This is a genomic window from Alishewanella sp. BS5-314, assembly GCF_025377695.1.
Lineage (GTDB): Bacteria > Pseudomonadota > Gammaproteobacteria > Enterobacterales > Alteromonadaceae > Alishewanella > Alishewanella aestuarii.
Window position 1 is genome coordinate 83,416 of sequence record NZ_JACEHJ010000002.1, and the last position, 26,114, is coordinate 109,529.

Annotated in this window: 15 protein-coding genes; 4 read left to right on the plus strand and 11 right to left on the minus strand. The window is 53.1% G+C overall.

All coding sequences use genetic code 11. The features are described from left to right. Positions 1 to 81: 81 nt before the first annotated feature. The gene (locus tag H1D31_RS04915; RefSeq protein ID WP_065956678.1) at positions 82 to 324 is read right to left on the minus strand and encodes a hypothetical protein; all 243 of its coding nucleotides are present in this window, start codon (positions 322 to 324) and stop codon (positions 82 to 84) included. Between the two features lie 161 nt (positions 325 to 485). Here H1D31_RS04915 and H1D31_RS04920 point away from each other — a divergent pair, with 161 nt between their 5' ends. Together H1D31_RS04920 and H1D31_RS04925 are read left to right on the plus strand one after the other, a co-directional pair. Next, complete coding sequence (locus H1D31_RS04920) at positions 486 to 1,412, plus strand: ABC transporter substrate-binding protein (protein ID WP_261256588.1); 927 nt, start codon at positions 486 to 488, stop codon at positions 1,410 to 1,412. Positions 1,413 to 1,419: 7 nt separating this feature from the next. Further along, complete coding sequence (locus tag H1D31_RS04925) at positions 1,420 to 3,843, plus strand: putative bifunctional diguanylate cyclase/phosphodiesterase (protein WP_065956491.1); 2,424 nt, start codon at positions 1,420 to 1,422, stop codon at positions 3,841 to 3,843. A 2-nt stretch (positions 3,844 to 3,845) separates the two neighbouring features. On the opposite strand, the gene H1D31_RS04930 is transcribed toward H1D31_RS04925, so the two are convergent. Next, a complete protein-coding gene (locus H1D31_RS04930) occupies positions 3,846 to 4,532 on the minus strand; it encodes a tRNA-uridine aminocarboxypropyltransferase (RefSeq protein WP_261256590.1) in 687 nt (228 codons plus the stop codon). A 106-nt stretch (positions 4,533 to 4,638) separates the two neighbouring features. Here H1D31_RS04930 and H1D31_RS04935 point away from each other — a divergent pair, with 106 nt between their 5' ends. After that, a complete protein-coding gene (locus H1D31_RS04935; RefSeq protein ID WP_261256591.1) occupies positions 4,639 to 5,523 on the plus strand; it encodes a pseudouridine synthase in 885 nt (294 codons plus the stop codon). A gap of 7 nt (positions 5,524 to 5,530) precedes the next feature. Here the strand turns inward: H1D31_RS04935 and H1D31_RS04940 are convergent, their stop codons facing one another. The 3 genes from H1D31_RS04940 to H1D31_RS04950 all read right to left on the minus strand — a co-directional run bounded on the left by H1D31_RS04940 (position 5,531) and on the right by H1D31_RS04950 (position 9,280). Then, positions 5,531 to 5,983 carry a YaiI/YqxD family protein gene (locus tag H1D31_RS04940; protein ID WP_008608666.1) on the minus strand — a complete coding sequence of 151 codons (453 nt, stop codon included), beginning with the start codon at positions 5,981 to 5,983 and terminating at the stop codon, positions 5,531 to 5,533. 4 nt (positions 5,984 to 5,987) lie between these two features. Beyond that, positions 5,988 to 7,718 (minus strand): bifunctional isocitrate dehydrogenase kinase/phosphatase, encoded by a 1,731-nt coding sequence (gene aceK / locus H1D31_RS04945; RefSeq protein WP_261256595.1) that lies wholly within the window; start codon positions 7,716 to 7,718, stop codon positions 5,988 to 5,990. Between the two features lie 116 nt (positions 7,719 to 7,834). Then, on the minus strand, positions 7,835 to 9,280 hold the full coding sequence (locus H1D31_RS04950) for a YfcC family protein (RefSeq protein WP_261256598.1): 1,446 nt from the start codon (positions 9,278 to 9,280) through the stop codon (positions 7,835 to 7,837). A gap of 313 nt (positions 9,281 to 9,593) precedes the next feature. Between H1D31_RS04950 and H1D31_RS04955 the strand changes: the two genes are divergently transcribed. After that, positions 9,594 to 11,612 (plus strand): fused MFS/spermidine synthase, encoded by a 2,019-nt coding sequence (locus H1D31_RS04955; RefSeq protein ID WP_261256599.1) that lies wholly within the window; start codon positions 9,594 to 9,596, stop codon positions 11,610 to 11,612. 80 nt (positions 11,613 to 11,692) lie between these two features. Here the strand turns inward: H1D31_RS04955 and H1D31_RS04960 are convergent, their stop codons facing one another. The 6 genes from H1D31_RS04960 to gltB all read right to left on the minus strand — a co-directional run bounded on the left by H1D31_RS04960 (position 11,693) and on the right by gltB (position 25,726). Further along, positions 11,693 to 13,645 (minus strand): cyanophycinase, encoded by a 1,953-nt coding sequence (locus H1D31_RS04960; RefSeq protein ID WP_261256601.1) that lies wholly within the window; start codon positions 13,643 to 13,645, stop codon positions 11,693 to 11,695. Then, complete coding sequence (gene iadA, locus H1D31_RS04965; protein ID WP_261256603.1) at positions 13,646 to 14,851, minus strand: beta-aspartyl-peptidase; 1,206 nt, start codon at positions 14,849 to 14,851, stop codon at positions 13,646 to 13,648. 10 nt (positions 14,852 to 14,861) lie between these two features. After that, a complete protein-coding gene (gene yfcC, locus H1D31_RS04970; protein ID WP_261256605.1) occupies positions 14,862 to 16,346 on the minus strand; it encodes a putative basic amino acid antiporter YfcC in 1,485 nt (494 codons plus the stop codon). A gap of 50 nt (positions 16,347 to 16,396) precedes the next feature. Continuing rightward, positions 16,397 to 19,366, minus strand: a complete 2,970-nt coding sequence (locus tag H1D31_RS04975) for a TonB-dependent receptor domain-containing protein (RefSeq protein ID WP_261256607.1) — start codon at positions 19,364 to 19,366, stop codon at positions 16,397 to 16,399. A gap of 473 nt (positions 19,367 to 19,839) precedes the next feature. Then, entirely contained in the window at positions 19,840 to 21,252 is a 1,413-nt protein-coding gene (locus H1D31_RS04980; protein WP_261256609.1) for an FAD-dependent oxidoreductase, read from the minus strand. Positions 21,253 to 21,262: 10 nt separating this feature from the next. Further along, a complete protein-coding gene (gltB, locus tag H1D31_RS04985) occupies positions 21,263 to 25,726 on the minus strand; it encodes a glutamate synthase large subunit (RefSeq protein ID WP_261256611.1) in 4,464 nt (1,487 codons plus the stop codon). Between the last annotated feature and the right edge of the window lie 388 nt (positions 25,727 to 26,114).

Consider the following 26,114-nt stretch of genomic DNA (forward strand, 5'->3'; position numbering starts at 1 on the left):
GTGGTCAGGTAACTGACATTGGGCAGCCTCGGCTGCCCTTTTTTGTTGCGAATAATGTATGTGGGTTTATGGATTTAGGTTTTAGGGTTTGCTGGATTTTTTGACCTCGTCTTCCCATTTCATTAGCAGCATGGTCAGATAAATTTTGGTCGGTAGCGACAGAATCAGGCCGAAAGCACAGCAGCCGGCGACAATAATAATGCCTTTAATACCCATTTTGGCGGGTAGGTCAGCAAAGGCCCATAAATAATGACCAAACATAAAAATGGCAAAGCCGCTAAACATCACAACTTTCAATACGCGGATCAGTTGTTGGTCAGTCATTTAATGCTTTCCTGCCAGGGCCTTTTCGCGTAAGAATAGACTGATTAAGTAATAGCTGAATTGATCGGGCGCATTAAAGTGGTTGATGTGATTTGGAGCCTGGTAGGCGCTGTGCTGTAATATTTGATAATCGGAATCCGGCATTTAAACGGAAAATAGCTATGCGGATACTTTTTTTTGTTGCGCTAATACTGTTAGCCGGCTGTCAGCCGGCACAGCCCCCGGTTAACCTGGCCGGGAATACCTGGCTGGGTTATCAGCCGCTGTATCTGGCACTGGCCGAGCGCGACTGTGCGGACTGTATCCTTGAACTTGCTGATAACCAGCAGTTGCAAGTGACTATGCTACCGTCGACCACTCAGGTATTGCGCTTGCTAAGCACCGGGCAACTGGATGCGGCTATGTTAACCCTGGACGAGGCGCTCACTTTTCAAAGCGAGACAGGCATTGATATCTGTATCGCCAGCGTGCTGAGTTATTCCAATGGTGCCGATGCGGTATTGACGCTACCGGATTTTGACCCTGCCAAAGCCTTTCAAATCGGTTATGAAGAGACAGCTTTGGGCGGTTATATGCTCAGGCGCACCCTGGAGTTAAAGGGGTGGGCCCCAGAACAGTTTACTGCCCGCACTCTGGTACCAAGGCGACATGTTCAGGCGCTATTGGATCTTGAAATCGATGTGGTTATTACCTATGAACCCTATGTCAGCCAACTGCTAAAAGCGGGTGCGGTCACGCTGTTAGATAGCCGGCAGTTACCCGGCGAAATTATAGATATTTTGGTGGTACGCCGTCAGGTGTGGCAGCAGCGACAACAGTTGTTCACCTTATTACTGAACGATATCTGGCCTAAGGGGCTGGCAAGGTTGCAGCAACCTGATACCGCCGCTCTGGCTTTGCTTAGCCGTAACACCGAGTTATCGTTAGAGGAACTACAGCAGGCATTGGCTGGGATGGTATTTCCGGATAAAGAGCCGGAGTATCAACGGTTGGCCGCTAAACTATTACCGCTAATCGACAGCATGAACCAGTATTTATTGCAAACTGCGCATATCAGTAAAGCCGCTCAACTTGAGGTATGCAGGTAATATCGCAATGATCGCTCAGTTGCTGAAAACTAACCGCTACAGTATCCGGGTCCGTATCACGTTAATTCTGATCGCGGTTTTTCTGCTACTGGGCCTTATCGCTGCCATAGCGCTGGTTAATGAACATCAGCGCCAGGCGCTGCAAAGTAGCGAGCAGGAGCTGCGCAGTATCGGCAGTTTAACCCAGGCGTCTTTTAACCGCGCGCTGCGGATGCAACTGCCGGAAGTAGTGGAAGAGCTAAAAACCGAACTACAGGCGCATCGTCGTATTTTGCGGGTGCTGCGGGTCAGTGAGCAAGGTCAGGTTTTGGATGCCTATAATCCGGATTATATCGGGCAAGCCGCCACGGCAGTGGTAACCCGCTTCTCAGCTGACTTATTTGCGCAAACAACCGCCAGCGGGTTACTGGCCTATCAGTATCTGCCAGAGGCACAACGTTATGTCCTGTATTTACCATTGACCGCCCCCGGTGCCACTTACAGTCAGCCACAGCGGCAGATGCTGCTGCTGGAATACCAACATCATAGCAGCTGGCAGGACGCGCTTTACCATCGCTGGCGCGCGCTACTGATTGCGTTAGTTTTACTGGCATTAACCAGCGTGTTGTTATGGCGTTATTTACAACAGACGCTGGCCAGACCGGTTGAGCAGTTAGTCAGAGCGCTAAATGAGGTCGCTGCGGATAAACCCTTACAGCTACCTCCCGGTGAGCGGCGTTCGGAAATTGGCCAGCTGACGTTAGCGTTGGAGAGCATGGCCAAGCAGCGCATGGCGGATGAAGCAGAACTACGAAAATTATCGGCTGCGGTAGAACAGAGTAAAGATGGGATCCTGATCACTAACCCGCAGGCAGAAATTGTCTATGTCAATTCGTCCTTACTTGAATTGACCGGCTATAGCCGCAGCGAATTGATTGGCCAAAATCCACGCCTGTTAAGCGCCGGCAAAACTGCGAACACTGTTTATCAGCAGATGTGGCAGCATTTGCAGTCAGGCCAGGCCTGGTCAGGGGAGTTTATTAACCGGCGTAAAGACGGAAGTGAGTATACTGAACTGCAAACCATCACGCCGCTTAAAGATCGCTACGAACGGCTAACGCATTATCTGAGTGTCAAGCGCGATATTTCCGAGCAAAAGGCCGCGCAGCAACGCCTGCACTTTCTGGCATTTTATGATGTGTTAACCCACCTGCCTAACCGGATGTCGTTGCTCGAACGTCTGCGTCAGCAAGGCAGGGGATGCAGCTTACTGGCATTAAATATTGACCGGATGAAGTTTATCAATGATGCCCGTGGTTTTGAGTACGGTAATCAGGTGTTACTTACCTTCGCCCGGCACTTACAGCAGCAAACATCGCTGTTTCTAAGCCATTTAGGTGCGGATAACTTTTGCCTGGTGCTACCGGCAGCTGATTATCCCGGTCTGACGCAGGTAGAAGACCTTGCCCAAAGGCTGTTATTACAGCTACAACAGCCGCTACAAGTAGCCGAGGAGCAATTGGTCTTGTCGGTAAGCATTGGCATTAGCCAGGCAGCGGAAGTGCTGCTGCCGGAACAATTACTCCAGCAAGCTGACACTGCTCTGCATGTTGCAAAAAATCAGGGTGGTAATCGCTACGCCTGTTACCGGCCCACTGACAGCCAGAGTGCGTTACAGGCGTTTCAGATTGAGAAGGCCTTGCGTCAGGCACTGGATCAGGATGAATTACAGTTGTTTTTGCAAAGCCAGTGCGATCAGCATGGCGTGCTGGCCGGCGCTGAAGCTTTGGTTCGCTGGCAGCATCCGGAGCAAGGGCTGATCTCGCCGGCATTATTTATTCCGGTGGCGGAACGCTCCGATCTGATTATTGCATTGGACAACTGGGTACTGGCCAGAGCCGGTGAATTGTTAGCCAACTGGCGCAGCCGTGGCCTGAATTATACCCTGTCGGTCAATATCAGTCCGCGACATGTGCGGCATGCCAGCTTTGTCGAGGATGTGAAAGCGGTGCTGGCGCGTTATCAGTTTGCACCAGCAGCACTGGTGCTGGAGGTTACCGAAGGTATTCTGGTCGATGATTTGCAAGCCAGTATTGATAAGATGCTGCAACTGACGGCCCTGGGGATTAGCTTTGCGATTGATGATTTTGGTACCGGCTATTCGTCGCTGTCCTATATTCGCAATTTACCGGTACAAGAGCTGAAAATTGATCAGAGCTTTATCAAAGGTATTCCGGATCAAGCCAATGATATCGCTATGGTGGAGACTATTATCGCTGTAGCACGGCAACTTAATCTCAGAGTGGTTGCCGAAGGGGTGGAGACTGCAGCACAGGCGCTGTTTTGTCAGCAGCAAGGGCTCTGGTCGCAGGGTTACCATATTGATAAACCCCTGCCTGTGTCAAAGTGGCAGGCCCGTTGGCTGGACCGGGTGACAGCGACTGACAGTTAGCCTTAATCGGGCAGCTGTAAATGCGGCTTACCCTTTAGATAGGCATTGCGAAATACCTGAAAGTACTCCGCTAACTGCTCTGCCGCCGGTTGATCGGCAGCCAGTCGTAGCACTTCAATCGCCACTTCCGCGGTACAAAGTTGATGCAAATGCGCCGCTTCGCGCAGCAGATAATCACTTTGTTGCGTCGGCTGGATCCCCAGCACCGGCAGGTTAGCCAGATAAGGGCTTTTAAACATTTTCTTCGCCTCGCGCCAGGTACCATCCAGCATCACAAATAGCGGCGTGCGCCCGGCGCTGGCCTGCTGTAGCGCAGCTGCATCGGCCAGGCAACGTTCTGCTTCGGCGTATTGGGTAGGAAAAACCACGATGGGCGCATAGCGTGGGTCGGCCAGCAGCGCCAGTAACGCCGGATCCGGCCTGGTGCGATCCCAGACAAAGGCATGGCTATCGGCGGCAATATCGCAGATCAGGCGCCCGGTATTACTTGGCTTATAGCATTCGCCGGTATACATAATAAAGCAAAACGCGGATTTTGCCTGCGGCACTGGCGTGGCTGCACAGATACAGTCAGCTTGGGGTAGCAAACAGTGCTCACAGCGGCGCACCTTGCTACCTCTGGCATTAAAAACGCGGGTGGCTTTTTGCAATTCGCGCTGTCGTAGCGCCAGAATAGCATTGCGATGCATAGGCAGGAGTTCCGGGCGTTGGCTGTTTGGGCGCGTATTCTAGCGGCTTTTATGCTAAGCTGCCGCCACTTTTTTGCTGCTTTGTTGGCTTAAGCCAGACGTCGTGATGTTAATTACTGCCAAACAGCCTTCTGAAATTACCTTGCCGGCGCATAATCAGGGCTGGCCGACGGTACTGGCATTTTTGTGTGCTCATTTTCCGCGCATTCCGGCTGAGCTTTGGCAGCAGCGGATCCGCGACGGCAAGGTCTATTGGTATCAGGGTGAGGCGATTACCGAGCAAACGCCTTTTTTACCCAGCCGCCGGCTCTGTTATTTTCGCGAAGTCGCGGCAGAGCCGAAAATTCCGTTTTTGCATCAGATCCTGTATCAGGACGAGCACCTGCTGGTTGCGGATAAACCGCATTTTTTACCGGTTACACCGGGCGGAGACTTTGTTAACGAATGCCTGTTGCAGCGGCTGAAAGAGGATACCGGGATCAGCGATTTAGCGCCGCTGCACCGGCTGGATCGGGATACTGCCGGCTTAGTGTTGTTTAGCTGTAATAGCATAAGCCGGCCACACTATTACCAGCTATTTCAGCAGGGGCAACTGGTAAAGCGCTATCAGGCCCGGGCCCGCTTAAGCACAAACTTACAGCCGCCGTTAAGCTGGCAGTTGAGTAACCGGATTGAAAAAGCCCAGCCGCGGTTTATTAATCAGATTGTACCGGGTGAGGCCAATGCGCAGTCTATTGTCGAGCTGGTCGGCGTTGATGGGGATATCGGCCAGTTTCAGCTGCAGCCGCTGACGGGGAAAACCCATCAGCTCAGGCTGCATATGCTGAGTCTGGGCATGCCGATCTTAAATGATGCTTACTATCCTGAGCTATTACCGAAAAATACCAGTGATTTTAGCCGACCCCTGCAGCTATTAGCACAGCAGCTAAGTTTTATCGATCCGCTTAGTCAACGCCGGCAGCATTTTGTCTCGCAGCAGGCACTATTTTAAGGTCAGTTTAGCCTAGTTGTTGTAATAGCCGGTCTAACTGATTAGCAAAGGCCTGACGATCGGCCTGGCTAAAGGCTGCCGGGCCGCCACTTTGCACCCCACTGGCGCGTAGCGTCTCCATAAAATCCCGCATTGTCAGTTTCTGCCGGATGGTATCGCGATCATAGCGCTCACCGCGCGGATTAATCGCTTCCGCACCCTTGGCCAGCACCTCAGCCGCCAGCGGGATATCACCGGTAATCACCAGATCGCCTTGGTGACAACGGCGCACAATCTCATTATCGGCTTCATCAAAACCCTTGCTGACCGTCAGGCTGCTGATAAAGGGCGAGGGTGGGGTACGTAGTGGCTGATTTGCCACCAGCACCAGCGGCAGTTGCTTACGCTCTGCGGCGCGGTACAGGATCTCTTTAATGACGGCCGGGCAGGCATCGGCATCGACCCAGATAGTAAAAGGCATAAGGTTATTCCGGATAAAGGTGACAAAAGCGCATGGCTTGCGGATAAGGGAAAATATCTTCCACCTGGCCCTGGCGGATCCGGTACTGCTTTTGTCGCCAGTAGCCGGCATCCAACAGCTCCGGATGTTTACTAAATAACATATCGCGGATCTCGGCGCCCGGTGTGACAAAGGTCGCCATTTGCTCCGGAAACACATCACCGGGTGCGGCCCAGCAATTTGCCTCTGCTTCCAGCGCCGCTTCAAAACTATCGACCTTGGGCAGGCTGCGGAAATTCACATCCAGCAGATATTGCACCTCGTCATAATCATAGAACACCACCCTTTTATGCCGGGTGACACCAAAGTTTTTCAGTAGCATATCGCCGGGGAAAATATTGGCGGCAATCATTTCTTTAATGGCGGTGCCGTAGTCATCCATAATGCTGGCTTTATCGGCAGTCGAGGCCTGCTCCAGATAGAGATTGAGTGGTGTCATCCGCCGTTCAATATACAGATGTTTAATCACCACCAGCTCGTCCTCAATTTGCAGTGAACCGGCAATACTGTCCTGTAGCTCCTGCAATAACTCAGGCGTAAAGCGTGCCTTGGGTAAGGCAACATCGGAATATTCCAGCGTATCGGCCATCCGGCCGACCCGATCGTGCTGTTTCACCAGTTGATAGCGGGCTTTTACCGTGGCACGGTCAAATTGTTTGGTTTCGCTAAAGGTATCGCGAATCACTTTAAACACATAAGGAAAAGAGGGCAGGGTAAACACCATCATTACCATGCCCCGGATCCCCGGTGCAGCAACAAAGCGATCCCGCGAGCGCTCAAGATGGGTCAGTAGTTCGCGATAAAACTCGGTTTTACCTTGTTTATGCAGACCTATTGCAGCATACAGTTCTGCCAGCGTTTTATGCGGTAGCAATTCGCGTAAAAAATGCACCAATGCCGAGGGCACCGGGCATTGCACCATAAAGTAGGCGCGTGAGAAGCCGAAGATAATACTCATTTGCTCCGGATCGGTAAGCAGCGTATCCAGATACAGACCTTTACCTTCGGCGTGCAGCAACGGAATAATAAAAGGTTGCTGGCCCTGCGGCGTCACCACCCGGCCAACCAGATAGGCGGCTTTATTGCGAAAAAACGGGGTGTGCAGAATATCTAACCGCAGCAGATGCACCGGGAAAGCGCCATGACTGGACTGACTGATAAAGCTGCGTAGCACACAGCGGATATCATGTTCCAGATCGATAAAGGGCGTACTAAAACCAAAGGCGGCAATAATATTGCGAATTGACTGCTTTAAGCCATCCTGTGCCGGGAAATAACTTTGGTACACCGAGGCAATAGGTGCCGGCAGATGTTGCTTATCCAAGGTTGATTCGACAAAGATATTCTGGTTATGAAAATATTTACGGGCAAATAACCGGCAAAATACCGAGTTATAAAAGGTTTCTGCCAGTTCTGCCTGCGGGTGGAATAGCAAATATTCCAGATAGTGTTGCTTAACCTGCTGCCACAGGGGTTCATTTAAACACTCGGCGGGTAATTGCTGGCGCAGCAGGCTGATGGTTTCATTGACCCGCAAATCATAAAACTGGATCCGCTCTGAGCTATCCTGCTGATAGGCCTGCCAGTCGGCTTGCTCAAAGCGCTGCCGGGCACGGGCCGTGACCTGCTGAAACAGACGAAAGTGTTTGCGAAAGCCCTTTAAAATAATCTCGGCAATTTGCCGTGCTTGATGCATAAGCCCTGCTGTGCTGCAAAAAAATCTAAGGCTACTTTACTGAGAAAGCTAAGTCACTGGCAAACGCTAAAAGCAAAAAGGGCTCGTATTGAGCCCTTTTTGTGCTGGTATCGCGGCTAGTTAACCTGTTCAGTGTGTTGCTGCACCTTGGATTGCAATGGCAGATCGGCGGGTTGTACATCAGCACCAAAGTTAAATACCACTGCCAATACCAGTACCACCGAGGAGGCCAGCATCAGTTTGACCATCAGCGGTAAACAGAAGCGGAACCAGTGACCGTAAGGGATACCGGCAATACCGATAATGCCCATTAGAATCGCATTGGTTGGGATAATCATATTAGAGAAACCATCGCCAAACTGATACGCCAATACGGCAACCTGGCGCGGAATTTCCAGCAGATCACTCAGTGGTACCATCAGTGGCATAGTGACGTAAGCCTGGCCACTGCCGGACGGGATAAAGAAGTTCAGCAAGGTCTGGATAAACAGCATACCCACTGCCGCCACTTCAGCGCCGACAAAAGACAACGGCATTGACATACCATGCACCAGCGAATGCAGGATCTGGCCATCTTCCAAAATCAGTGAAATCCCGCGCGCGACACCGATTAATACTGCGGTGGTGGTGAGCTCCATCGCGCCCTCGATAAATTTTTTCGCGGCAGTATCGGTACTGATATTGCCAACCAATACCACAAATAAGCCCCAGGCGATAAAGGCGGCACCCAGCTCATACAGATACCAGCCATTCATCCGGATATTGTAGGCTACCACACCGATAGTCAGCACAAAGCTGCCCAGGATCAGGCGATGCCGCCAGTTTAAGTTCGGATAATCGACCGCATGCTTATCACCCAGGGGGCAGGGCAAATCTTTTACCATCGATTGGCTCGGGTCTTGCGCGACCTTTTTGGCATAACTCCAGACATGGTGAAAACCAATTAACACAAAGGGCAGAAAAATTGCTGCCCGCAGCTCCCAACCGGATAAAATCGGAATATCGGCGATTTGTTGGGCAATCACCAGCGTAAATGGATTGACCGCAGAAATGCCGTAGCCAATACCATAACCGGCCACCGTCATACCGACTGCCGTCATCGCATCCAGCCGCATGGCTTTGCACAGCGCCACCAGAATTAATACGAAGGGAATATATTCACCGGCGGTACCAATAAAACTGGATGCCATCGCAAAGCAGAAGATCACCATAAAGATCAGCATCTGTGGCCGGGAGCCAAAACGCTCCAGTAAGCGGCCAATCAGCGCATCCACGGTACCGGTTGCGCGGGCCACTGCCAGCACGCCGCCTAAAATCATCACAAAGAAAATCACATCCTGGGCGGAGGCAAAAGCCCGTGGAATGGCCGTTAATAATTGCCAGGGTGTCAGATAGCTGCGCTCGTCAACCAGACTAAAGGTGCCCGGCACTACCACAGCCCGGCCGTTGGCCATGGTCTCGGTAGCAAAGAAACCCTGGGGAACAATCCAGGTGGCGATCATCGCAATCACCATCATGCTAAACAGTAGCGTGAGAGTGTGCGGAACTTTAAACTTTCCCATAAATAAACCTTAGCAGTGCGCCGGGGCGCGATAGAGGGTGTTGTTATAGTAATATTGGGCTGAAAGCCAGGTCGTCAGGGCTTAACAGGTTAGCGATACCGCCACTGCTACCGGCCAGCGCGCTGCAAGTCTAACCTATGACGCGCGGTTCGACAAATCAGACAAGGCTGCGGCTCCAGAGCAACAAAATTCAATCCGCAAACCTCAACATGCCCAGGCGTAATTTACCGTAACTAGCATACAGCGCGGCGGATAACCCTTGCTGGCAGAGCGCGCTTTGGGTAGGCTGACGCCTTTTAAGCGGAGTAGGCCCTTGTTATTTGCTCTGACCGTGCTGCTCAGCGCCAGTCTGGTGTTTTTGGTTCAACCTATGCTGGCGCGGCTGCTACTACCGTATTTTGGTGGCGGCGCTCAAGTCTGGACCGCTGCATTATTGTTTTTCCAAACGGCTCTGCTTGGTGGTTATTTGTATGCACACCTGCTAAGCCGCTTTGCCAATCTGACGTGGCAGCGTTTCTGGCATAGCAGTTTACTGCTGCTGGCGGTAGCCAGTTTGTTATTGCTCGATGCGAAACCCGATCCGCAAGCTGCACCCTTGTCGGGAATTCTAAGCTATCTTGCACTGGCGATCGGCTTACCCTATCTGCTGTTAAGCGCCACCGCGCCTTTGGTACAGCACTGGTTTGCCGCCCGTTACCCACAGCAAAGCCCGTACCGGCTTTATGCGTTGTCAAACCTGGGCTCTTTTGCGGCCTTACTCAGTTATCCGTTTTTAGTCGAGCCCTATCTGGCGCTACCGCAGCAGCAAGCATACTGGACTGGCGGTTTTATCCTGTTTAGCGGCTGTATTCTGGTGCTGCTGTGGCACTCACTGGCGCAGAGCAAGCTGCTGCCCGCGGCGCCACTGACGTTGCGGCGCGGCCATAGCGGTCGTTATCTGGCGTTATCTGCCGCCGGGGTGGTGCTGTTGTTGGCAGTAACTCAGCAATTAACGCAAAATGTGCCGCCGGTGCCCTTTCTCTGGGTAGTGCCGCTGGCACTTTACTTACTCAGTTTTACCCTGGTATTCAACCGCGATAGCTGGTATCAGCGCGCCATCTGGTTGTATTTGTTCGCCATCTGCTTAGTTGTTGCGCTACTGCTGTTTTATCTGGGCCGGCAGTTTGACTGGCTGTCACAGCTGCTGCTGTATCTGATGTTGCTGTTTAGTGGTTGTATGCTCTGTCATGGTGAGCTGGCCCGCAGCAAGCCGTCCCGTGAGCAGTTAACGGCATTTTATCTGTTGTTGGCTGCCGGCGGGGTGCTGGGCGGCCTGTTGATTAATCTACTGGCGCCGTTGCTGTTTAGTCGTTACTGGGAGTTTCCGCTGGTGCTATTGGCGATCCTCTGGCTGGTGACGCTGCATAATTGGCGCCGACAGGCGGTGTGGCAGACGGCAACGGCGTTATTGGCAGGTGGGATCTTTATTGGCAGTTTTTTGCTGATTGAACAGCAACTGGGGCGCCAGGATATCAGCAGCAGCCGGAATTTTTACGGTAGTCTGATTGTGCGCGATGTCGAGCTAAACGGGCACTGGCAGCGCCAACTAATAGATGGCACCACCAGCCACGGTGCGCAGTATCTGGACGAGAGTAAAGCCATGCAACCGCTGAGCTACTATCGGCCTGGTACTGGGGTCGCTTTGGCAATAACACACTTTTTACCGGCCGATCCGACACGTAGCAGCAGCCAGCTGAGCCGGCGTCATCTGGGGTTGGTGGGCTTGGGCGCTGGCGCTTTGGCGGCCTATGGGCGCAGCGGCGATCTGCTGCAGTTTTATGAAATTAATCCGGCGGTGATCGAGGCTGCCCGGCAGCATTTTAGTTATCTGGCGCAGAGCCCGGCGGAAATTCGCTTGCAGCTGGGCGATGCCAGACAGCTGCTGCAGCAGCAACTGGCAGAACAGGGCAGTCAGCAATTTGATCTGCTGGTGTTAGATGCTTTTAGCAGTGATGCCATTCCGCAGCATCTGTTAACGACAGAGGCGCTGGCATTGTATTGGCAGCATTTGTTGCCTGATGGCGTGCTGGCTGTGCATATTTCGAATAACTATCTGGATCTCAGTAGTGTGTTACGTAATCAGGCTGCGGCCTTGGGACTGGAAGCGGTCTTTATCCCGACGCCAGCCGATGCGGATAATCCGGCGGCGACCGAGTGGGTACTGCTAAGCCGCAATCAGCGTTTTTTACAACAAGACAGCATCCGGCAAGCCAGTCGGCCCTGGCCAACACCACTAAGACCCGAGGTGCGCTGGACCGATCAACACAGTAATCTGTTTCAGGTGTTAAAGTAGCTGTTGCTGCAGGTGTGGGAATTGGCAAGCGGTGCAGTCGCCCTGCGCTAAAGGCAGCAGGGCGACCGGTTTAGTGGCGGTTATTCAGCCGGACTGATAATGCGTAGCTGCTGGCGATAACTGAGGTTACCTTCGGCATCGGCACTGCAAGCACCGTCTTTACTCAGACGGATCAGATAAGGTGGCTCACTGACGGTGGCACTGTGAAAGTTGCTGCGGCACAGTGAACGGCTAAGGCTACGGTAGTGATCGCGGCTAAATAGCGGGCTCTTACTATGCAGCGGCTCGGCCAGCTCGGTCAGCGGCGCTTTAGCCGCGGCGGGCACCAGAGTTAGCGTCACCTGTTGGGGCACATTCTCAGCCTGGGGCGAGGCCTCAGCCGGGGTCAAAGTCTCCGCCTGGGGCAAGGCTTCCGCTTGCCAGACTATAGTATCTCCTGCTGTCAGGGTATAGGTGTGCGCCAGTAACTGCGCTTTGCTCGACTCTGGCAGTAACTCGCTGACATAGATCTCACCCGCGCCGCGGGCAGCCATTTGCACCAGCCCTGTGGCATAGTGACCCAGATCGACCAGCATGGCACTGGCTTCATCAACACCAAAAGCCAGTCTGGTCTGCGTTGCCTGCTGTAGCACTAAGAGCCGGGCCTGACGGCCGCGCTCGGCAAAATGGGTATCCAGCACACCGAGCGGGAATAATCCCAGGCCACCGGCCGCGGTGTAGGTCAGCTGGCGCTCACTTAAATTATCCGGGCAGCGGTTCTCTTTGCGACATCCCGGCCAGGGCGCAGGGCCCGCTACCGCGCCATATTGTAAGGCGTGATAGCTGTCGCCGTTGGAAATCATCGGTACCGCTGCCAGCTGAGGTGCCAGCCACTGATTGCCGCTCATCACTGCGGTACCAGCGCTGGTGCCACCAACCAGCAGCTGCTTGTTGGCAACGGCACTGAAGATTGCGGTCAGCTCCGGGCTGGCAGAGCCGTCCGTAAAGCGCAGCGCCTGATAGGTCAGACTTTGATCGCCGCCATTAAAGAAAATACCATCAGCCGCAGCAATTTTTGCAACCAGGGCTTTACTGCCAGCCTGACAGGCCTGCAGTTTAAGGGCGTAGAGATCGGCATAAACCTGTTCACGGCGGTAGCTACCATGGATCTCAGACAAAAATTGCGGCAGCGCCTGACAATTTTGCGCCTGCATTGCCGCCTGCAAGGCTGCCGTCAGCGGCAGCCACTCTACCTCTGCGCCAGCCTGGCGAAAGGCATCCAGATAAAAATCCACCGCGGCAAAAGGATCCCGTGATGAGGCGGTAACCATTAGCAGTTTTGGCGCACTGCGCCCTTTGTTACTGGCTTTCGTTGCCGCCAGACGCACAAACTCGCGGTACAGTTCAGCCGAGTGTTGATCCGAAGTCTTTGCCAAATCGACTTGTTCAGTTAACCGGTACTTACCATCACTGCTCAGGGTCGGCACTTCGAGATAATCGAAGACGACATTTAACTCACGGTCAGAAAGCTGTTGCCACAGGGTTTCACCATCCGGCGCTTGCTCTGTGGCCGGAGCCGCCCGCCACAGCCCGACCAACTGTTGTTCGGTTAGCAGCGCATTATGTTCAGCAGCAAGTTGATTAAACAGCTGCACCAGCTGTTGCTGCAATGTTTTACGTTCAGCGCTGAAAACTTCCGCGGTAGCGAAATTTTGCAGCAGACTCTGTTGTAACCAGTACAGATTACCGGTTTTTGCCAGGGCACTGAACTGAGTTTGTTCCAGGCAGCTGCGGTTTGACATTGAGCTACAGGTGGCAAGGCCGCCGCCCATTAACATCAGATCGTATTCAGGCTCCGGTAGTACTTGCGTCGGCGTGCTGGCGATATCCAGAATGCTGGGTTCAGCCTCGGTTGCCGGCGTCGCTGCATCAGCGGCTGCCAACGGCTGTTCTGTCTGAGCGGGTTCCGGCTGCGGCTCAACCGCCAATGCGCCCGGTACTGCCAGGCCAACCAGGCTGCTAAAAAGCAGCAGCTTTATGCAGGAAAGACGCATCTAACCTCCTGTTGCGAATTGCTGCGGTTTTTCGAAGGTGCCATACACCCGTGGCCGTCCGTCCTTTACCAGGCAGCGGCCTTTGGCGATCACGGTGTCGATACTCAGATCATGGCTATTGAGCAGCAGCATATCAGCATCTTTGCCAACTGCAAGCTGGCCTTTTTGTTTTAGGCCTAAAACCTGCGCCGGAGCCTGGGTTACCGTGGTCAGGGCGGCACTCAGTGGCACCTGAAATTCCAGCACTGCGCTTTGCAGTGAATGATGCAGGCTACACACTGCACCGACCTCCAACCCGAGTAAACGACCATCCGGGCTAAAAATCGGCAGACTGGCATTGCCATCCGAGCTCATGGTTAATTGCATTGGGCTGATACCCGCAGCCAGGGCCCGTGCGACGGCGGCGGCGGCGGCCACTTCGCCATGCTGCAAATCGTAGGTGGTGGTGCTGGTGGTAAAATCAATCACACCGCCGGCGCGCGCAAAGTCCAAACCCGCATTAAACAAGGCTTCGTTGCGGTTGATATGGGTCGGGTAAAATTGGCTTAAGCTTAACTCAGTGCCGGCGACCGCATCAAACAGCGGTTGCAGTAAGCTGTTGCCGCTGCCGACATGCACACTGACCACGCCGCCTTTACCTGCCAGCATACCGCCAACCCGGGCGGCAGCGGCGACCTTGCGGATTTCGCTGATAGTCGGTTGTGACGACCGGTGGTCGCTAATGGCAATTTCACCGACACCGATAATTTTATCAATCAGGATCAGATCGTCGGTAATGTTGCCGGTCAGCGTCCGGCACGGGATTTCATAAGAGCCGGTATGGCAATAGGTACTGATGCCCTCAATTTCCAACGCATGTGCCTTCGCCAGCAAGTTGCTTAAGGTACGGGTAGTGGCATCGGTACCCAACACGCCAATGGCGGTGGTTACGCCGGCCAAAGTGGCATCGGTCAGCTGCATTTCCGGGGTACGGGTAGCAAAGCCACCCTCTCCACCGCCGCCGATATAATGCACCAGCGAGTCAACAAAGCCGGGCACCAGTAACTTGCCGCTGCCATCGATCACCGTGATCGGTAAGTTGGTGTCATTAAGCATTAAATTATCGGCAATCGCCGCTATCGTATTACCGGCCAGCAGCAGATCCTTAGTGCCAAGCGCAGTAGGGGCATAGAGTTGTGCGCCCTTAATCAGAATAATCTGTTCCAAGATAACCTCATTATTGGTAATTAATCGCCACCGCCAGCAGCATAAAAGCCGACGCCAGCGCAAATAGCCACAGTTGTAATTTCCAGGCAAATTTCAGCCAGACACTCCAGTCCACTCTGACGACACCCAGGCAGCCAATCAAGGCGGCGGAGGTGGGGATAATGCAGTTGGTTAGGCCATCACCGAGCTGAAATGCCAGTACGGCGATTTGGCGTGATAAGCCAAGCATATCGGAGAGCGGGGCAATCAGTGGCATGGTTAGCGCGGCTTGGCCGGAGCCGGAAGCGACAAAGAAATTAAAAATAGATTGTAAAACCAGCATCAACCAGGCAGATAACCAAGCCGGAAAATCGCCCAGTGCCTGCCCGGAGTAAAACAGCAGCGTATTGAGTACTGAGGGTTGTTCGGCATTATCACCACCGAGGATCAGCACTATACCCTTAGCCATGCCAACAATTAGTGCTGCCGGCAACAATTCGGCCGCACCTTGTTTAAAGCCATCGGCTACTTCGTTAACGCGCATTCTGTTACCCAGTACCGCCACTATGCCAATGACCACCCCTATGGTGAAAAACTGACTGGCAATCTCCGGAATATAGTACTCGCGCTGAGTCACACCCCAGATAATCCAGCACAGTCCGGCAAAAAACAGCAACAGGATCACGCTGTCCAGACCGTTATAGCGGTGTTGCACGCTGCTACTTTGCTGCTGCCGTAACCGCTGATCAGTAGCAAAACTCAATGAGCTTTCCGGTGTGGCTTTAATGCGGGCGGCATAGCGCATGGTATAAATGATGCCGAACAGCGTAAATACCGCCCACATGCCATAGCGTAACTCAGCGCCTGATAACAGCGGGATCTCGGCAATACCCTGCGCGATGGCCACATTAAAGGGGTTCATCCAGGAGGTAGCAAAACCGATCTGGGTGGCGACATAGGTCACCAGCACGGTCGTGATCGCATCATAGCCCAGTGCCAGCATCAGCGGCAGCAGGATGATACAAAAGGCGATAGCTTCTTCCCCCATGCCAAAGACCGCGCCGCCGAGCGAGAACAGCGCGAACATCAGCGGGATAAACAAAAACTCGGTACGCCGGGTTTTTTCGATCAGCGCCACTATGCCATTATGGATAGCACCGGTTTTCATAATGATGCCAAAGGCACCACCGGTTAACAGAATAAAGGCTACCACTCCGACGGCAGAGCCCCATTTATTGCCGGAAACCAGGCCTTCAAAGGCATAGTTAAAAAAGCCGATACCGCCGCCTTCAGCAAACAGCGGTACACCTTGTTGCTGCTCGGATGCAAACTGAAAACTTTGCGGATCGAGTTTGCCCTTAGCTTTTACCGCGCCCTCGGTTGCGGCTGGCAATTCCGTCAGGCTAAAGCTGCCAGCCGGGATCAGATAAGATGCCAGTGCTGCCAAAATCATCACGAAAAACAGGATGACAAAGGCATCCGGCATCTGTGCCGGTTGTTTGGTTGATGGTGTCATACAACTAACCTGTGTGCACAGGCTGCCGGCAGTGGCCGGCAGCCCTGGGTTTAGAAGAAGTAGCTAAAGGATAACCGATAGTTACGGCCCAGTGCATTGTGATTGATGGAATCGAAGCCCCGGCTTGAACCATAAACCCGTGGCGGGTCGCGGTCGAACAGGTTGTCGATGTTAAAGCTGACAGTGGCGTTTTTAAAGTCGTAGCCAACATAGCCGCGTACTGTGGTCCAGGCGGCGACTTTGCGCTCACCGTTGTCATCCAGCACACCCAGATCTTCCATTTCAATAATATTACGGCTACGCAGGCGGCTGATATCATCGGCATAGGATGCGGTATAGCTCAGACCTAAGCCGGTGAAGAAATCCTCTGCCCGCCAGGACAGCCGCAGATTGGCGATATTGCGCGGATAGCGATAAGTGCCTACCAGCGACTCAATCTCATCTGAGCCGGCTTTGTTGCGTTCAAACGACAGATAATGGGTCCAGTCCAGATCTAGCCCCAGCCGTCCCTGTGTTAAGTCAAAGGTATGGCTGATACGGGTATCAATACCCTTAACTTGCTGCCGGCCAACGTTTTCCAGCAGGATCACATGGTCGCGGAATAACGGCAAGCTGGTAACCCGTGCTGGCGTGCTGTTGACCCAATTGGTCAGAATTTGCTGCATATTGGCATTCGGATTGGTCAGGTTACGGCCCTCGCTATCCAGTACCTGACAGATATTAAAGCGGTCACGGCCAACGGCCAGATCCGGATTCAGCGCGATACCAGTGGCCCCTTCAGGCACCAAACCGCAGTGACGCTGACTCACGTCAGTAATACTGCGTGCCAAAGCAGCGGTCATATCGGTGTCGACCAGCTTCTTATGATCAAATTGCCAGTAGTCTACGGTCACCGTAGTATTGCGGCTTGGGCTCCAGCCAAAACCGACGCTAACCGATTCTGAGGTTTCGGCTTTTAATTCAGGATTACCCAGTTCCAGTACGTTCAGACTGCCGGTGCCGCCCTGGCCGCCACAGTAAAACTGGTTTACCACGTCGTTGGCCGAACAATCATAGCGGGCGGTAGTGGTACGCAGCTTGACACCGGCCTGGGTTAATGAAGGCGCACGGAACGAACTGGCCCAGGAAGCGCGCAATACCAGCTCATCGGTTGGCCGGTAGGTAAAGCCGATCTTTGGATTAAAGGTGCCACCAAAGTCGTTATAGTGGTCGTAACGGCCAGCTGCCAGCATTTCTAACTGACTGGTCAGGGGTACATAGAACTCACCAAACACCGCGGCCTGATTACGACTGGCTGCGGATAAGCTGGAGCCAAAACCAAAGACATCGACCAGATAGCCATTATCGAAGCGGGCCTGGGCGTTTTCGGATGGCTCGTCGGTGATTTTTTCGCGTCTTAGTTCAGCACCAAAGGCCGCCCGCACCATATTATCGCGGAATTCAAATAGGTCACCGCTAATCCGCGCATCCCAACCATAGAGGGTACTTAAACCATCACGGGTAGGTACTTCCTGTGCTAACGCCAGTCTGGCGTCATTCGTGGCATCATTTTGTAAAAACGGATTATACAAGCCGACCAGATTAGTGCCAGTAGCACAGCTTAGCGTATTGCCGCTGCGGCTGGCGATACTGCCATCTGAGCAGAGCTCACCGGCGATAGCAGCATGATATTTATAGCGATTATAAATACCGGCTACGGCTTCCTGAGTCGATTTGGAGCGTGACACCAGGACGGCGCTTTCCCAATCCCAGTCGCGGTAAGTACCGGATAGCGCCGATACCAGTCGCAGCGCTTCAGTGGTAACTTCCACGGTGCGCGGCTCGGTAAAGCGGGCGTCGAACTGGAAGCCCCAGAGCCGGCGACCAGTAGGGGAGAAAAAGGGATCGATAAAGATGCGTTCGTTGCCAAAGTAGATAAAGTCATTATCGCGGGTGGTACCGGGAAAAATATCCAGCGCATTTTCCGGCACCCAGGCACCTTCGGCATCGTTTAGCTGGTTAATCGGCGCCGGGCTGGATACAGCGGTAGATTTGGTACGGGTATAGAACAAATCGGTTTGCCAGTTCAGGTTAGCGTTTAAGTCTTTATTAAACATTAAACCGGCTGACGCGCTCTTAATCGGGCTGCGCAGCACATCATCTTCATTCGGATAATAGGCGCAGATCTGCTCACCAAATTCAGTAGTCACCAGTGGTGTCGGACAGCCCGGTGTGGCAATTTCATCGCCGCTGCGGGTCGAGAAATAGTAAATATTCGGTGTGCCCTTTGGCAGGTAAGAATAATTACTTTGTAAAATTGGCGTGCGGGTAAAGTCGCGATCTGTGGCGCGGAAGGCTTTACGATCAAACAGATCGGCAAACAGGGTAAGGTTGCCACCCGCCACCTGTTGGCCCCAGATCAGATTCAGGTTGGCTGTGCCTTCGTCACTGGATGCGGTGCTATTGGCATAGGACAGATTGACCTCGGCCTTGTCATAATCTTTTTTCAGAATGTAGTTTATTACGCCAGCGACCGCATCGGCACCATAAATGGCCGAGGCGCCGGTGGCCAGAATTTCAATGCGCTCAATCGCAGCAATCGGAATACTGTTAATGTCGACAAAGTTTTGCGTACCGGCCGCAAAAGAGGAGGCGGCAACGCGGCGGCCGTTAATCAGGGTCAGGGTTGAAGCCGGGCCTAAGCCACGTAATGAGGCGGCAGCCTGACCGGCTGGCGTTGCGGTTGAGGTGGCGCCACTTTCTGAGGTAGAGAAGGTGCCGTTACCGCCTCGGAGCTGACCAAGATCCTTCAGTAATTCGTAGAGTGAGCCGGCGCCGGAATTTTTAATATCTTCGGCCGACAACACTACCAGCGGTTGCGCCCCTTCGAGATCAACGCCTTTAATGCGCGAGCCGGTTACGGCGATCCGCTCCAGGCTTTTCGCTTCGTCAGTTGGTTCGGTGCTTTGTTGGGCAGCAGCTGGTGCTGCCATAGCTAGAGCGGTAGCAATAGCCAGTGAGAGAGGAGCATAGCGTTTCATGGTTACACCTTCTTTGGATAAGCAGGCAGCCGCACAGCCCTATGCATCAGAAAATGCATAGCAAGATACTGTGAAGCCGCCTGGGGCTTCATTTTTGCTTTATGATTGTTATTTGGTTTTTTTGGGTCAAACAAATAGAAAAGCAGGCAGCGCGGCACCGAAAACAATCAGTGACGGGTCAACCTGTTGCGTTTCTACTCGTTAAACCACTCAGAGAGGTAGTATGACGAGTAGTGATATGAGCTAAGCTGGATTGCTTTTTTTAACATATCGCTACTTCTTTGTAAGTTCGTTCTTTGTAAGTTCTGGTACGAAACGAGTGCAGATGTCTTTTTCGCCATCTGATATCAGTTATATGACGGCAGCTGCAGACTGTCAAGCAGCAGTTGCAGATTTTTCGTCGCAGCCGCCGCGGGGGCAGGGTATAAAAATGCCCGCGATAAGCGGGCATTAAGCAGGGTAGCTAGTGTCAATTAAACCTGCAAGTAATCCAGGATCCCTTCAGCTGCCTTGCGGCCCTGGGCAATAGCCGTGACCACCAGATCAGAGCCTAACACCATATCGCCACCAGCAAAGATTTTTTGCTGATTGGTTTGCAGCGCATAGGGGCTTTGCTCGCTGGCTAAAACCCGGCCTTTACTATCCAGCGCTACGCCCTGGTCGATTAACCATTTTGGCGGACTAGGCTGAAAACCAAAGGCGATAATCACCGCATCAGCCGGCAATACTTGTTCTGAGCCAGGCACTGGCTGTGGGCTGCGCCGCCCTTTGGCATCAGGCGCACCCAATTCGGTCGTGACCACCCGTACGCCGCAGACCTGGCCAGCATCGTTTAATTCAATCCCCAGTGGTTGCAGATTAAACAGAAACTCAACGCCTTCTTCGCGGGCATTTTGCACTTCTTTGCGCGAGCCAGGCATATTGGCTTCATCGCGGCGGTAAGCGCAGCTGACTTTAGCTGCACCCTGACGAATCGAGGTGCGGACACAGTCCATAGCGGTATCGCCACCCCCTAACACCACCACGGTTTTACCGGCCATGCTGACAAAGGGATGCTCAGTTTGCCAGCCCATCAGGTTATTGACGTTGCCAATTAAAAACGGCAAGGCTTCGTAAACACCGGGCGCGTCTTCATTAACCAGGCCACCTTTCATCGGCGTATAGGTACCCAGCGCCAGAAAGACGGCATCATACTCTTCCAGCAGACTGTCGAAGCTAACATCCACCCCGACTGTGGTATTGAGCCGGAACTCAATGCCCATTTCGCTGAAAATCTGCCGGCGCAGTTTTAACACATCCTTTTCCAGCTTGAACGGTGGAATACCGAAAGTGAGCAGGCCGCCGATCTCCGGATAACGGTCAAACACCACAGGGGTAACGCCGTTACGCACCAGTACATCGGCGCAGGCTAAGCCAGCCGGACCAGCGCCGACCACCGCGACCTTGCGGTCGGTCTTGACCACTGCAGATAAGTCAGGCCGCCAGCCCATTTCAAAGGCTTTGTCGGTGATATATTTTTCGATACTGCCGATGGTGACAGCGCCGAAGCCTTCGTTCAGGGTGCAGGCGCCTTCACAGAGCCGATCTTGTGGGCAAACCCTGCCACACACCTCTGGCAGGCTATTGGTTTTGTGGGACAGTTCTGCCGCTTCGACAATACGGCCCTCATTCGCCAGCTTGAGCCACTGGGGAATATAATTATGTACCGGGCATTTCCACTCACAGTAGGGGTTACCGCAATCCAGGCAGCGGTCAGCTTGCCCCTCGGCCTGGGTGGCGCTTAATGGCTGATAAATTTCAACAAACTCGATCGTTCTTTCGGTTAGTGAGCGTTTTGGCGGATCAATCCGTTTTACGTCAATAAACTGGTATACATTCTGTGCCATAACGCCTCCCTTACATCGCTTGCACGCGCAGCTCGGCAGACGAGCGGGCGCGGTGACCAAGCAAGGTATTTACATCGCTGGTTTTTGGTTTTACCAGCTTAAATTTGCTTAAATAGTTGTGGAAATCATTCAGGATCCGCTGCGCTTTATCGCTGCCGGTTTCCTCGACATGCTGGTGTAGCAGGCTGCGTAAATGCTCCTGTAAAATCGGCATTTCGACATCCAGTGCTTCCACCAGCTCGCCATTTAAGCGCAGTGCCAAATCATCCTGCTCATCTAGCAGGTAAGCAAAGCCACCGGTCATACCGGCACCAAAGTTCACCCCGGTACAGCCCAGCACTACGACCACACCGCCCGTCATATATTCACAGCAGTTATCCCCGGTACCTTCTACCACGGCGACGGCGCCGGAGTTACGCACCGCAAAACGTTCGCCGACCTGGCCAGCCGCAAACAAGCGACCGCCGGTGGCGCCATACAGACAGGTATTACCGGCGATGGTAAAGCCATTTTTGGCAAAGCTGGCGCCTTTAGCCGGGTAAATTGCGATCTGACCACCGGTCATGCCTTTACCAACATAGTCGTTGGCATCACCCTGCAGCGACAGATAGAGGCCACCGGCATTCCAAACGCCAAAGCTCTGGCCGGCAGTACCGGTAAACTTAATGCGGATAGGATCGGTTGCCATACCCTGATTACCATGCTGGCGGGCAATAAAGCCGGATAAGGCCGCGCCAACCGAGCGATCGGTATTACGTATCGGCAAGCTTAGCTGGCCACCGGTTTTTTTCAGTACCGCCTGCTCGCATTTTTGCAGTAACAATTGGTTTAAGGCGCCCGGATCAAAAGGCGTATTATTTTGTACACAGTACAGCGGTTTATCCGAGCTTACGCCGGAGGCTTGCAAAATAGGCGTTAAATCCAGTTTGCCCTGTTTTTGCGTTTGCGCACTGCGATAATCCAACAGATCAGTACGGCCAATCAGTTGGGTTAACTCGGTCACGCCCAACTCTGCCATCAGCTCGCGCACTTCGCGCGCCAGGAAGCTGAAATAGTTCATTACCATTTCCGGCAGGCCATTAAAGTGGTCGCGGCGTAAGGTGGCGTCCTGAGTAGCGACACCGGTCGCACAGTTATTCAGATGGCAAATGCGCAGGAATTTACAACCCAGCGCAACCATAGGGCCGGTGCCAAAACCAAAGCTTTCGGCGCCCAGAATAGCGGCCTTTACCACATCGAGGCCGGTTTTCAGACCGCCGTCGACCTGTAGCCGTACCCGATCACGCAGACCGTTTTCTACCAGAGCCTGATGTACTTCAGCTAAGCCCAGCTCCCACGGACTACCGGCGTATTTTACCGACGTCAGCGGGCTGGCGCCGGTACCACCGTCATAGCCAGAGACGGTGATTAGATCAGCATAGGCTTTGGCGACACCGGTCGCGATAGTACCTATACCCGGCTCTGACACCAGTTTGACTGAGATCAGCGCTTCTGGATTAACCTGCTTTAAATCGAAAATCAGCTGCGCCAAATCTTCAATCGAGTAGATATCATGGTGTGGCGGCGGTGAAATCAGCGTCACGCCTGGCACTGAATAACGCAGCCGGGCAATTTCAGCGGTGACTTTCTCGCCGGGTAACTGACCGCCTTCGCCAGGCTTGGCACCCTGCGCCACTTTGATCTGAATCACTTCGGCGTTGACCAGATAATGCGGCGTAACTCCAAAACGGCCGGAGGCGACCTGTTTGATTTTCGAGTTTTTCTCGGTACCAAAGCGCCGCGGATCTTCGCCGCCCTCACCGGAGTTGGAGCGACCACCGAGGCGGTTCATCGCAATGGCCAGCGCCTCGTGTGCTTCCGGACTTAAGGCGCCGATAGACATAGCTGCGCTGTCAAAGCGCGGATAGAGCTGCTCTGCCGGCTCGACCTGCGCCACTGCCACCGCTTGCGTACCCGCTTTTAACTGGAACAGATCGCGGATATGTGCGACCGGCCGCTCGTTTACAAAGCGGCTATAGTCCTTGTAGTCTTCATAGTTGCCGCTGCGTACCGCTTTTTGCAGGCTTTGTACCACATCAGGGTTATAGGCATGGTACTCGCCATCGTGCACATATTTTAACAGACCACCATGATTCATCGGTTTGCGCTTTAACCAGGCCACGTTAGCCAGTTGCTGCAGATCCTGCTGGAAATCGGCAAAGTTAGCGCCGCTTAACCGTGACGGCACATCGCTAAAACACTGCGCCATCACATCCGGATGAATACCGACCGCTTCAAACAGGTTAGAGCAACGGTAGCTGGCGACCGTGGAGATCCCCATCTTCGACATGATTTTATACAGGCCTTTATTGATGCCTTTGCGGTAATTCAGCACGGCCTGACGGGCGGTCAGGGCGATATTGCCTTTCTCGACCAGCTGTTCGACGGTCTCATAAACCAGGAACGGGTAAATCGCCGTGGCACCCAGGCCAATCAATACTGCGAAGTGATGCGGATCGCGGGCGGCAGCGGTTTCAATAATAATATTCGAATCACAGCGCAGCTGAGCATTAACCAGTGCTTGTTGCACAGCACCGACGGCCATAGCTGCAGGAATGGGCAATAACCCCTGCGCAATGCGCCGGTCGGTCAGGATAACCAGTACCACTTGGTCATCTCTTACCGCACTCACTACTTGCTGACAAAGGGTGCTGACAGCTTGCTGCAGATCCTGCTGTGCCGGGTCGAAATTCAATGAGAAGATCTGGTGCTTATAGTATTTCTCATCCGCCTGTTTCAGTTGTTTTAAATCTGAATACATCAGCACTGGGGATTCAAACTGGATCCGCCGCGCATAGCCTGCAGTCTCTTTAAAGACGTTATGTTCGCGGCCAATACTGGTGGCCAGTGACATCACATGGGCTTCACGTAACGGATCTATGGGTGGGTTGGTAACCTGGGCAAATTGCTGACGGAAATAATCAAACAGGGTGCGCGGCTTACGCGACAGCACCGCCATCGGCGTATCGTCACCCATAGAGCCAACGGCTTCCTGCGCATCTTTCGCCAGTACCGTCACCACCTGCTCAATTTCTTCATAGCTGTAGTTAAACAGCTTATGCAGCACCAGCATTTCGTCATCGGTAAAGACGCGTTTGCCAATCAGATCGGTTTCATACTTTTCATAAGGCACCAGCCGCTGTACGTTTTCGGTCAGCCAGCTGCGATATGGGTGACGCTGCATTAAATCCTGATCGATTTCATCCGAGCGCCAGATCTTGCCGCTGGTGGTATCAATCGCCAGCATCTCGCCGGGGCCAACCCGGCCTTTTTCGACCACTTCGTCCGGAGTGTAATCCCAGATCCCGACCTCGGAGGCCAGGGTAATCAACTTGTCGCGGGTTATCACAAAGCGGGCGGGGCGCAAACCATTGCGATCCAGATTACAGGCCACATGCTGGCCGTTAGTCAGTACGATGCCCGCCGGACCATCCCAGGGCTCCATATGCATGGAGTTAAACTCGTAAAAGGCTTTCAGGTTATCGTCCATCACCTTATTGCCCTGATAGGCAGGCGGTACTAATAAGCGCATGGCACGGAACAGATCCATACCGCCGGCCAGTAATAATTCGAGCTGATTATCTAATGAGCTGGAATCGGAGCCGGTTTGACCAACAAAGGGCGCGGCATCCTGTAAATCCGGTAATAACGGCGAGGCAAACTTGTACTGACGCGCGCGGGCCCACTGCCGGTTGCCGGTAATGGTATTGATTTCACCGTTATGGGCTAAAAAGCGGAACGGCTGTGCCAGTTTCCAGCGCGGCATCGTATTGGTTGAAAAACGCTGGTGGAACACGCAAATGGCGGTTTCCATCCGGATATCGGCGAGATCCAGATAATAACCCGGTAAATCCGCCGGCATCATTAAGCCTTTAAACACAGTAACCAGAGAGGAGAAGCTGGGAATATAGAAATCGTTATCTTCGGTCAGCTGCTTTTCGACCCGGCGACGCACCATATAAAGGCGACGTTCCAGATCATGATCGCCCCAGCCATGGGGGGCATTAACAATCACCTGCTCAATTTGTGGCATTGAGCTCAGTGCCAAAGGCCCCAGCACACTGGCATCGATCGGTACCTTACGCCAGGCAACCAGGGTCAGGGTTTCGCGGGCAATTTCCTGATTAATAATGTCTTTTGCCAGAGCCGCTTTAATTGGATCCTGACTTAGAAAAATCATTCCGACGCCATATTTTTTCGCCAGGTTCCAGCCATGTTCCTCGGCCAGCGCGCGGAAAAAGCTATCCGGTTTTTGCATTAATAAACCACAGCCATCACCGGTTTTGCCGTCGGCAGAAATACCGCCGCGGTGCTGCATGCGGTCTAAACCATTTATTGCTGTTCTGACTATGCGGTGACTGGCGACCCCTTCCAGGTGCGCAATCAGCCCAAAGCCACAGTTCTCTCTTGCCTGACTATGCTGATACAACGCCATGACACGCCTCCAAACTTATCCTGAAATAAATAATTATTAATATTATTTGAATTATTATTCTTGTTGTTGTCTGTGCTACTGCTGAAAGCAAAAACCAGGTTGTCTCTCAGAGGTTAACGTGGTGCGGTCTTTAACTCGAAGGTTTTAGCCGTCTATACTTATAGAGGGTATCAGGTATACCGAGATTTATCAGAAAATGCAAGTGGGTTTTTCGCGTATATGGTGCTATTCCGCCGCATTTTTGCCGGGCGCTATTAAAATGTCTTGCTGTCAGCATCCAGGCAATAAGTCGCTTTGGTCAAAATCTGAATAGCAGAGTAGCCCAGAGTGAACCGATTTCTGGCTGACATTAAAAAGTAATAATTATGCGTTTATATCTTGCCTGCCA

What these genes read in the sequence shown, in the direction of transcription:
- H1D31_RS04975 (WP_261256607.1), bottom strand. Translation starts at nt 19,366, where the DNA reads ATGAAACGCTATGCTCCTCTCTCACTGGCTATTGCTACCGCTCTAGCT.
- H1D31_RS04980 (WP_261256609.1), bottom strand. Translation starts at nt 21,252, where the DNA reads ATGGCACAGAATGTATACCAGTTTATTGACGTAAAACGGATTGATCCG.
- H1D31_RS04925 (WP_065956491.1), top strand. Translation starts at nt 1,420, where the DNA reads ATGATCGCTCAGTTGCTGAAAACTAACCGCTACAGTATCCGGGTCCGT.
- yfcC (WP_261256605.1), bottom strand. Translation starts at nt 16,346, where the DNA reads ATGACACCATCAACCAAACAACCGGCACAGATGCCGGATGCCTTTGTC.
- H1D31_RS04930 (WP_261256590.1), bottom strand. Translation starts at nt 4,532, where the DNA reads ATGCATCGCAATGCTATTCTGGCGCTACGACAGCGCGAATTGCAAAAA.
- H1D31_RS04960 (WP_261256601.1), bottom strand. Translation starts at nt 13,645, where the DNA reads ATGCGTCTTTCCTGCATAAAGCTGCTGCTTTTTAGCAGCCTGGTTGGC.
- H1D31_RS04920 (WP_261256588.1), top strand. Translation starts at nt 486, where the DNA reads ATGCGGATACTTTTTTTTGTTGCGCTAATACTGTTAGCCGGCTGTCAG.
- H1D31_RS04950 (WP_261256598.1), bottom strand. Translation starts at nt 9,280, where the DNA reads ATGGGAAAGTTTAAAGTTCCGCACACTCTCACGCTACTGTTTAGCATG.
- H1D31_RS04935 (WP_261256591.1), top strand. Translation starts at nt 4,639, where the DNA reads ATGTTAATTACTGCCAAACAGCCTTCTGAAATTACCTTGCCGGCGCAT.
- H1D31_RS04915 (WP_065956678.1), bottom strand. Translation starts at nt 324, where the DNA reads ATGACTGACCAACAACTGATCCGCGTATTGAAAGTTGTGATGTTTAGC.
- H1D31_RS04940 (WP_008608666.1), bottom strand. Translation starts at nt 5,983, where the DNA reads ATGCCTTTTACTATCTGGGTCGATGCCGATGCCTGCCCGGCCGTCATT.
- aceK (WP_261256595.1), bottom strand. Translation starts at nt 7,718, where the DNA reads ATGCATCAAGCACGGCAAATTGCCGAGATTATTTTAAAGGGCTTTCGC.
- gltB (WP_261256611.1), bottom strand. Translation starts at nt 25,726, where the DNA reads ATGGCGTTGTATCAGCATAGTCAGGCAAGAGAGAACTGTGGCTTTGGG.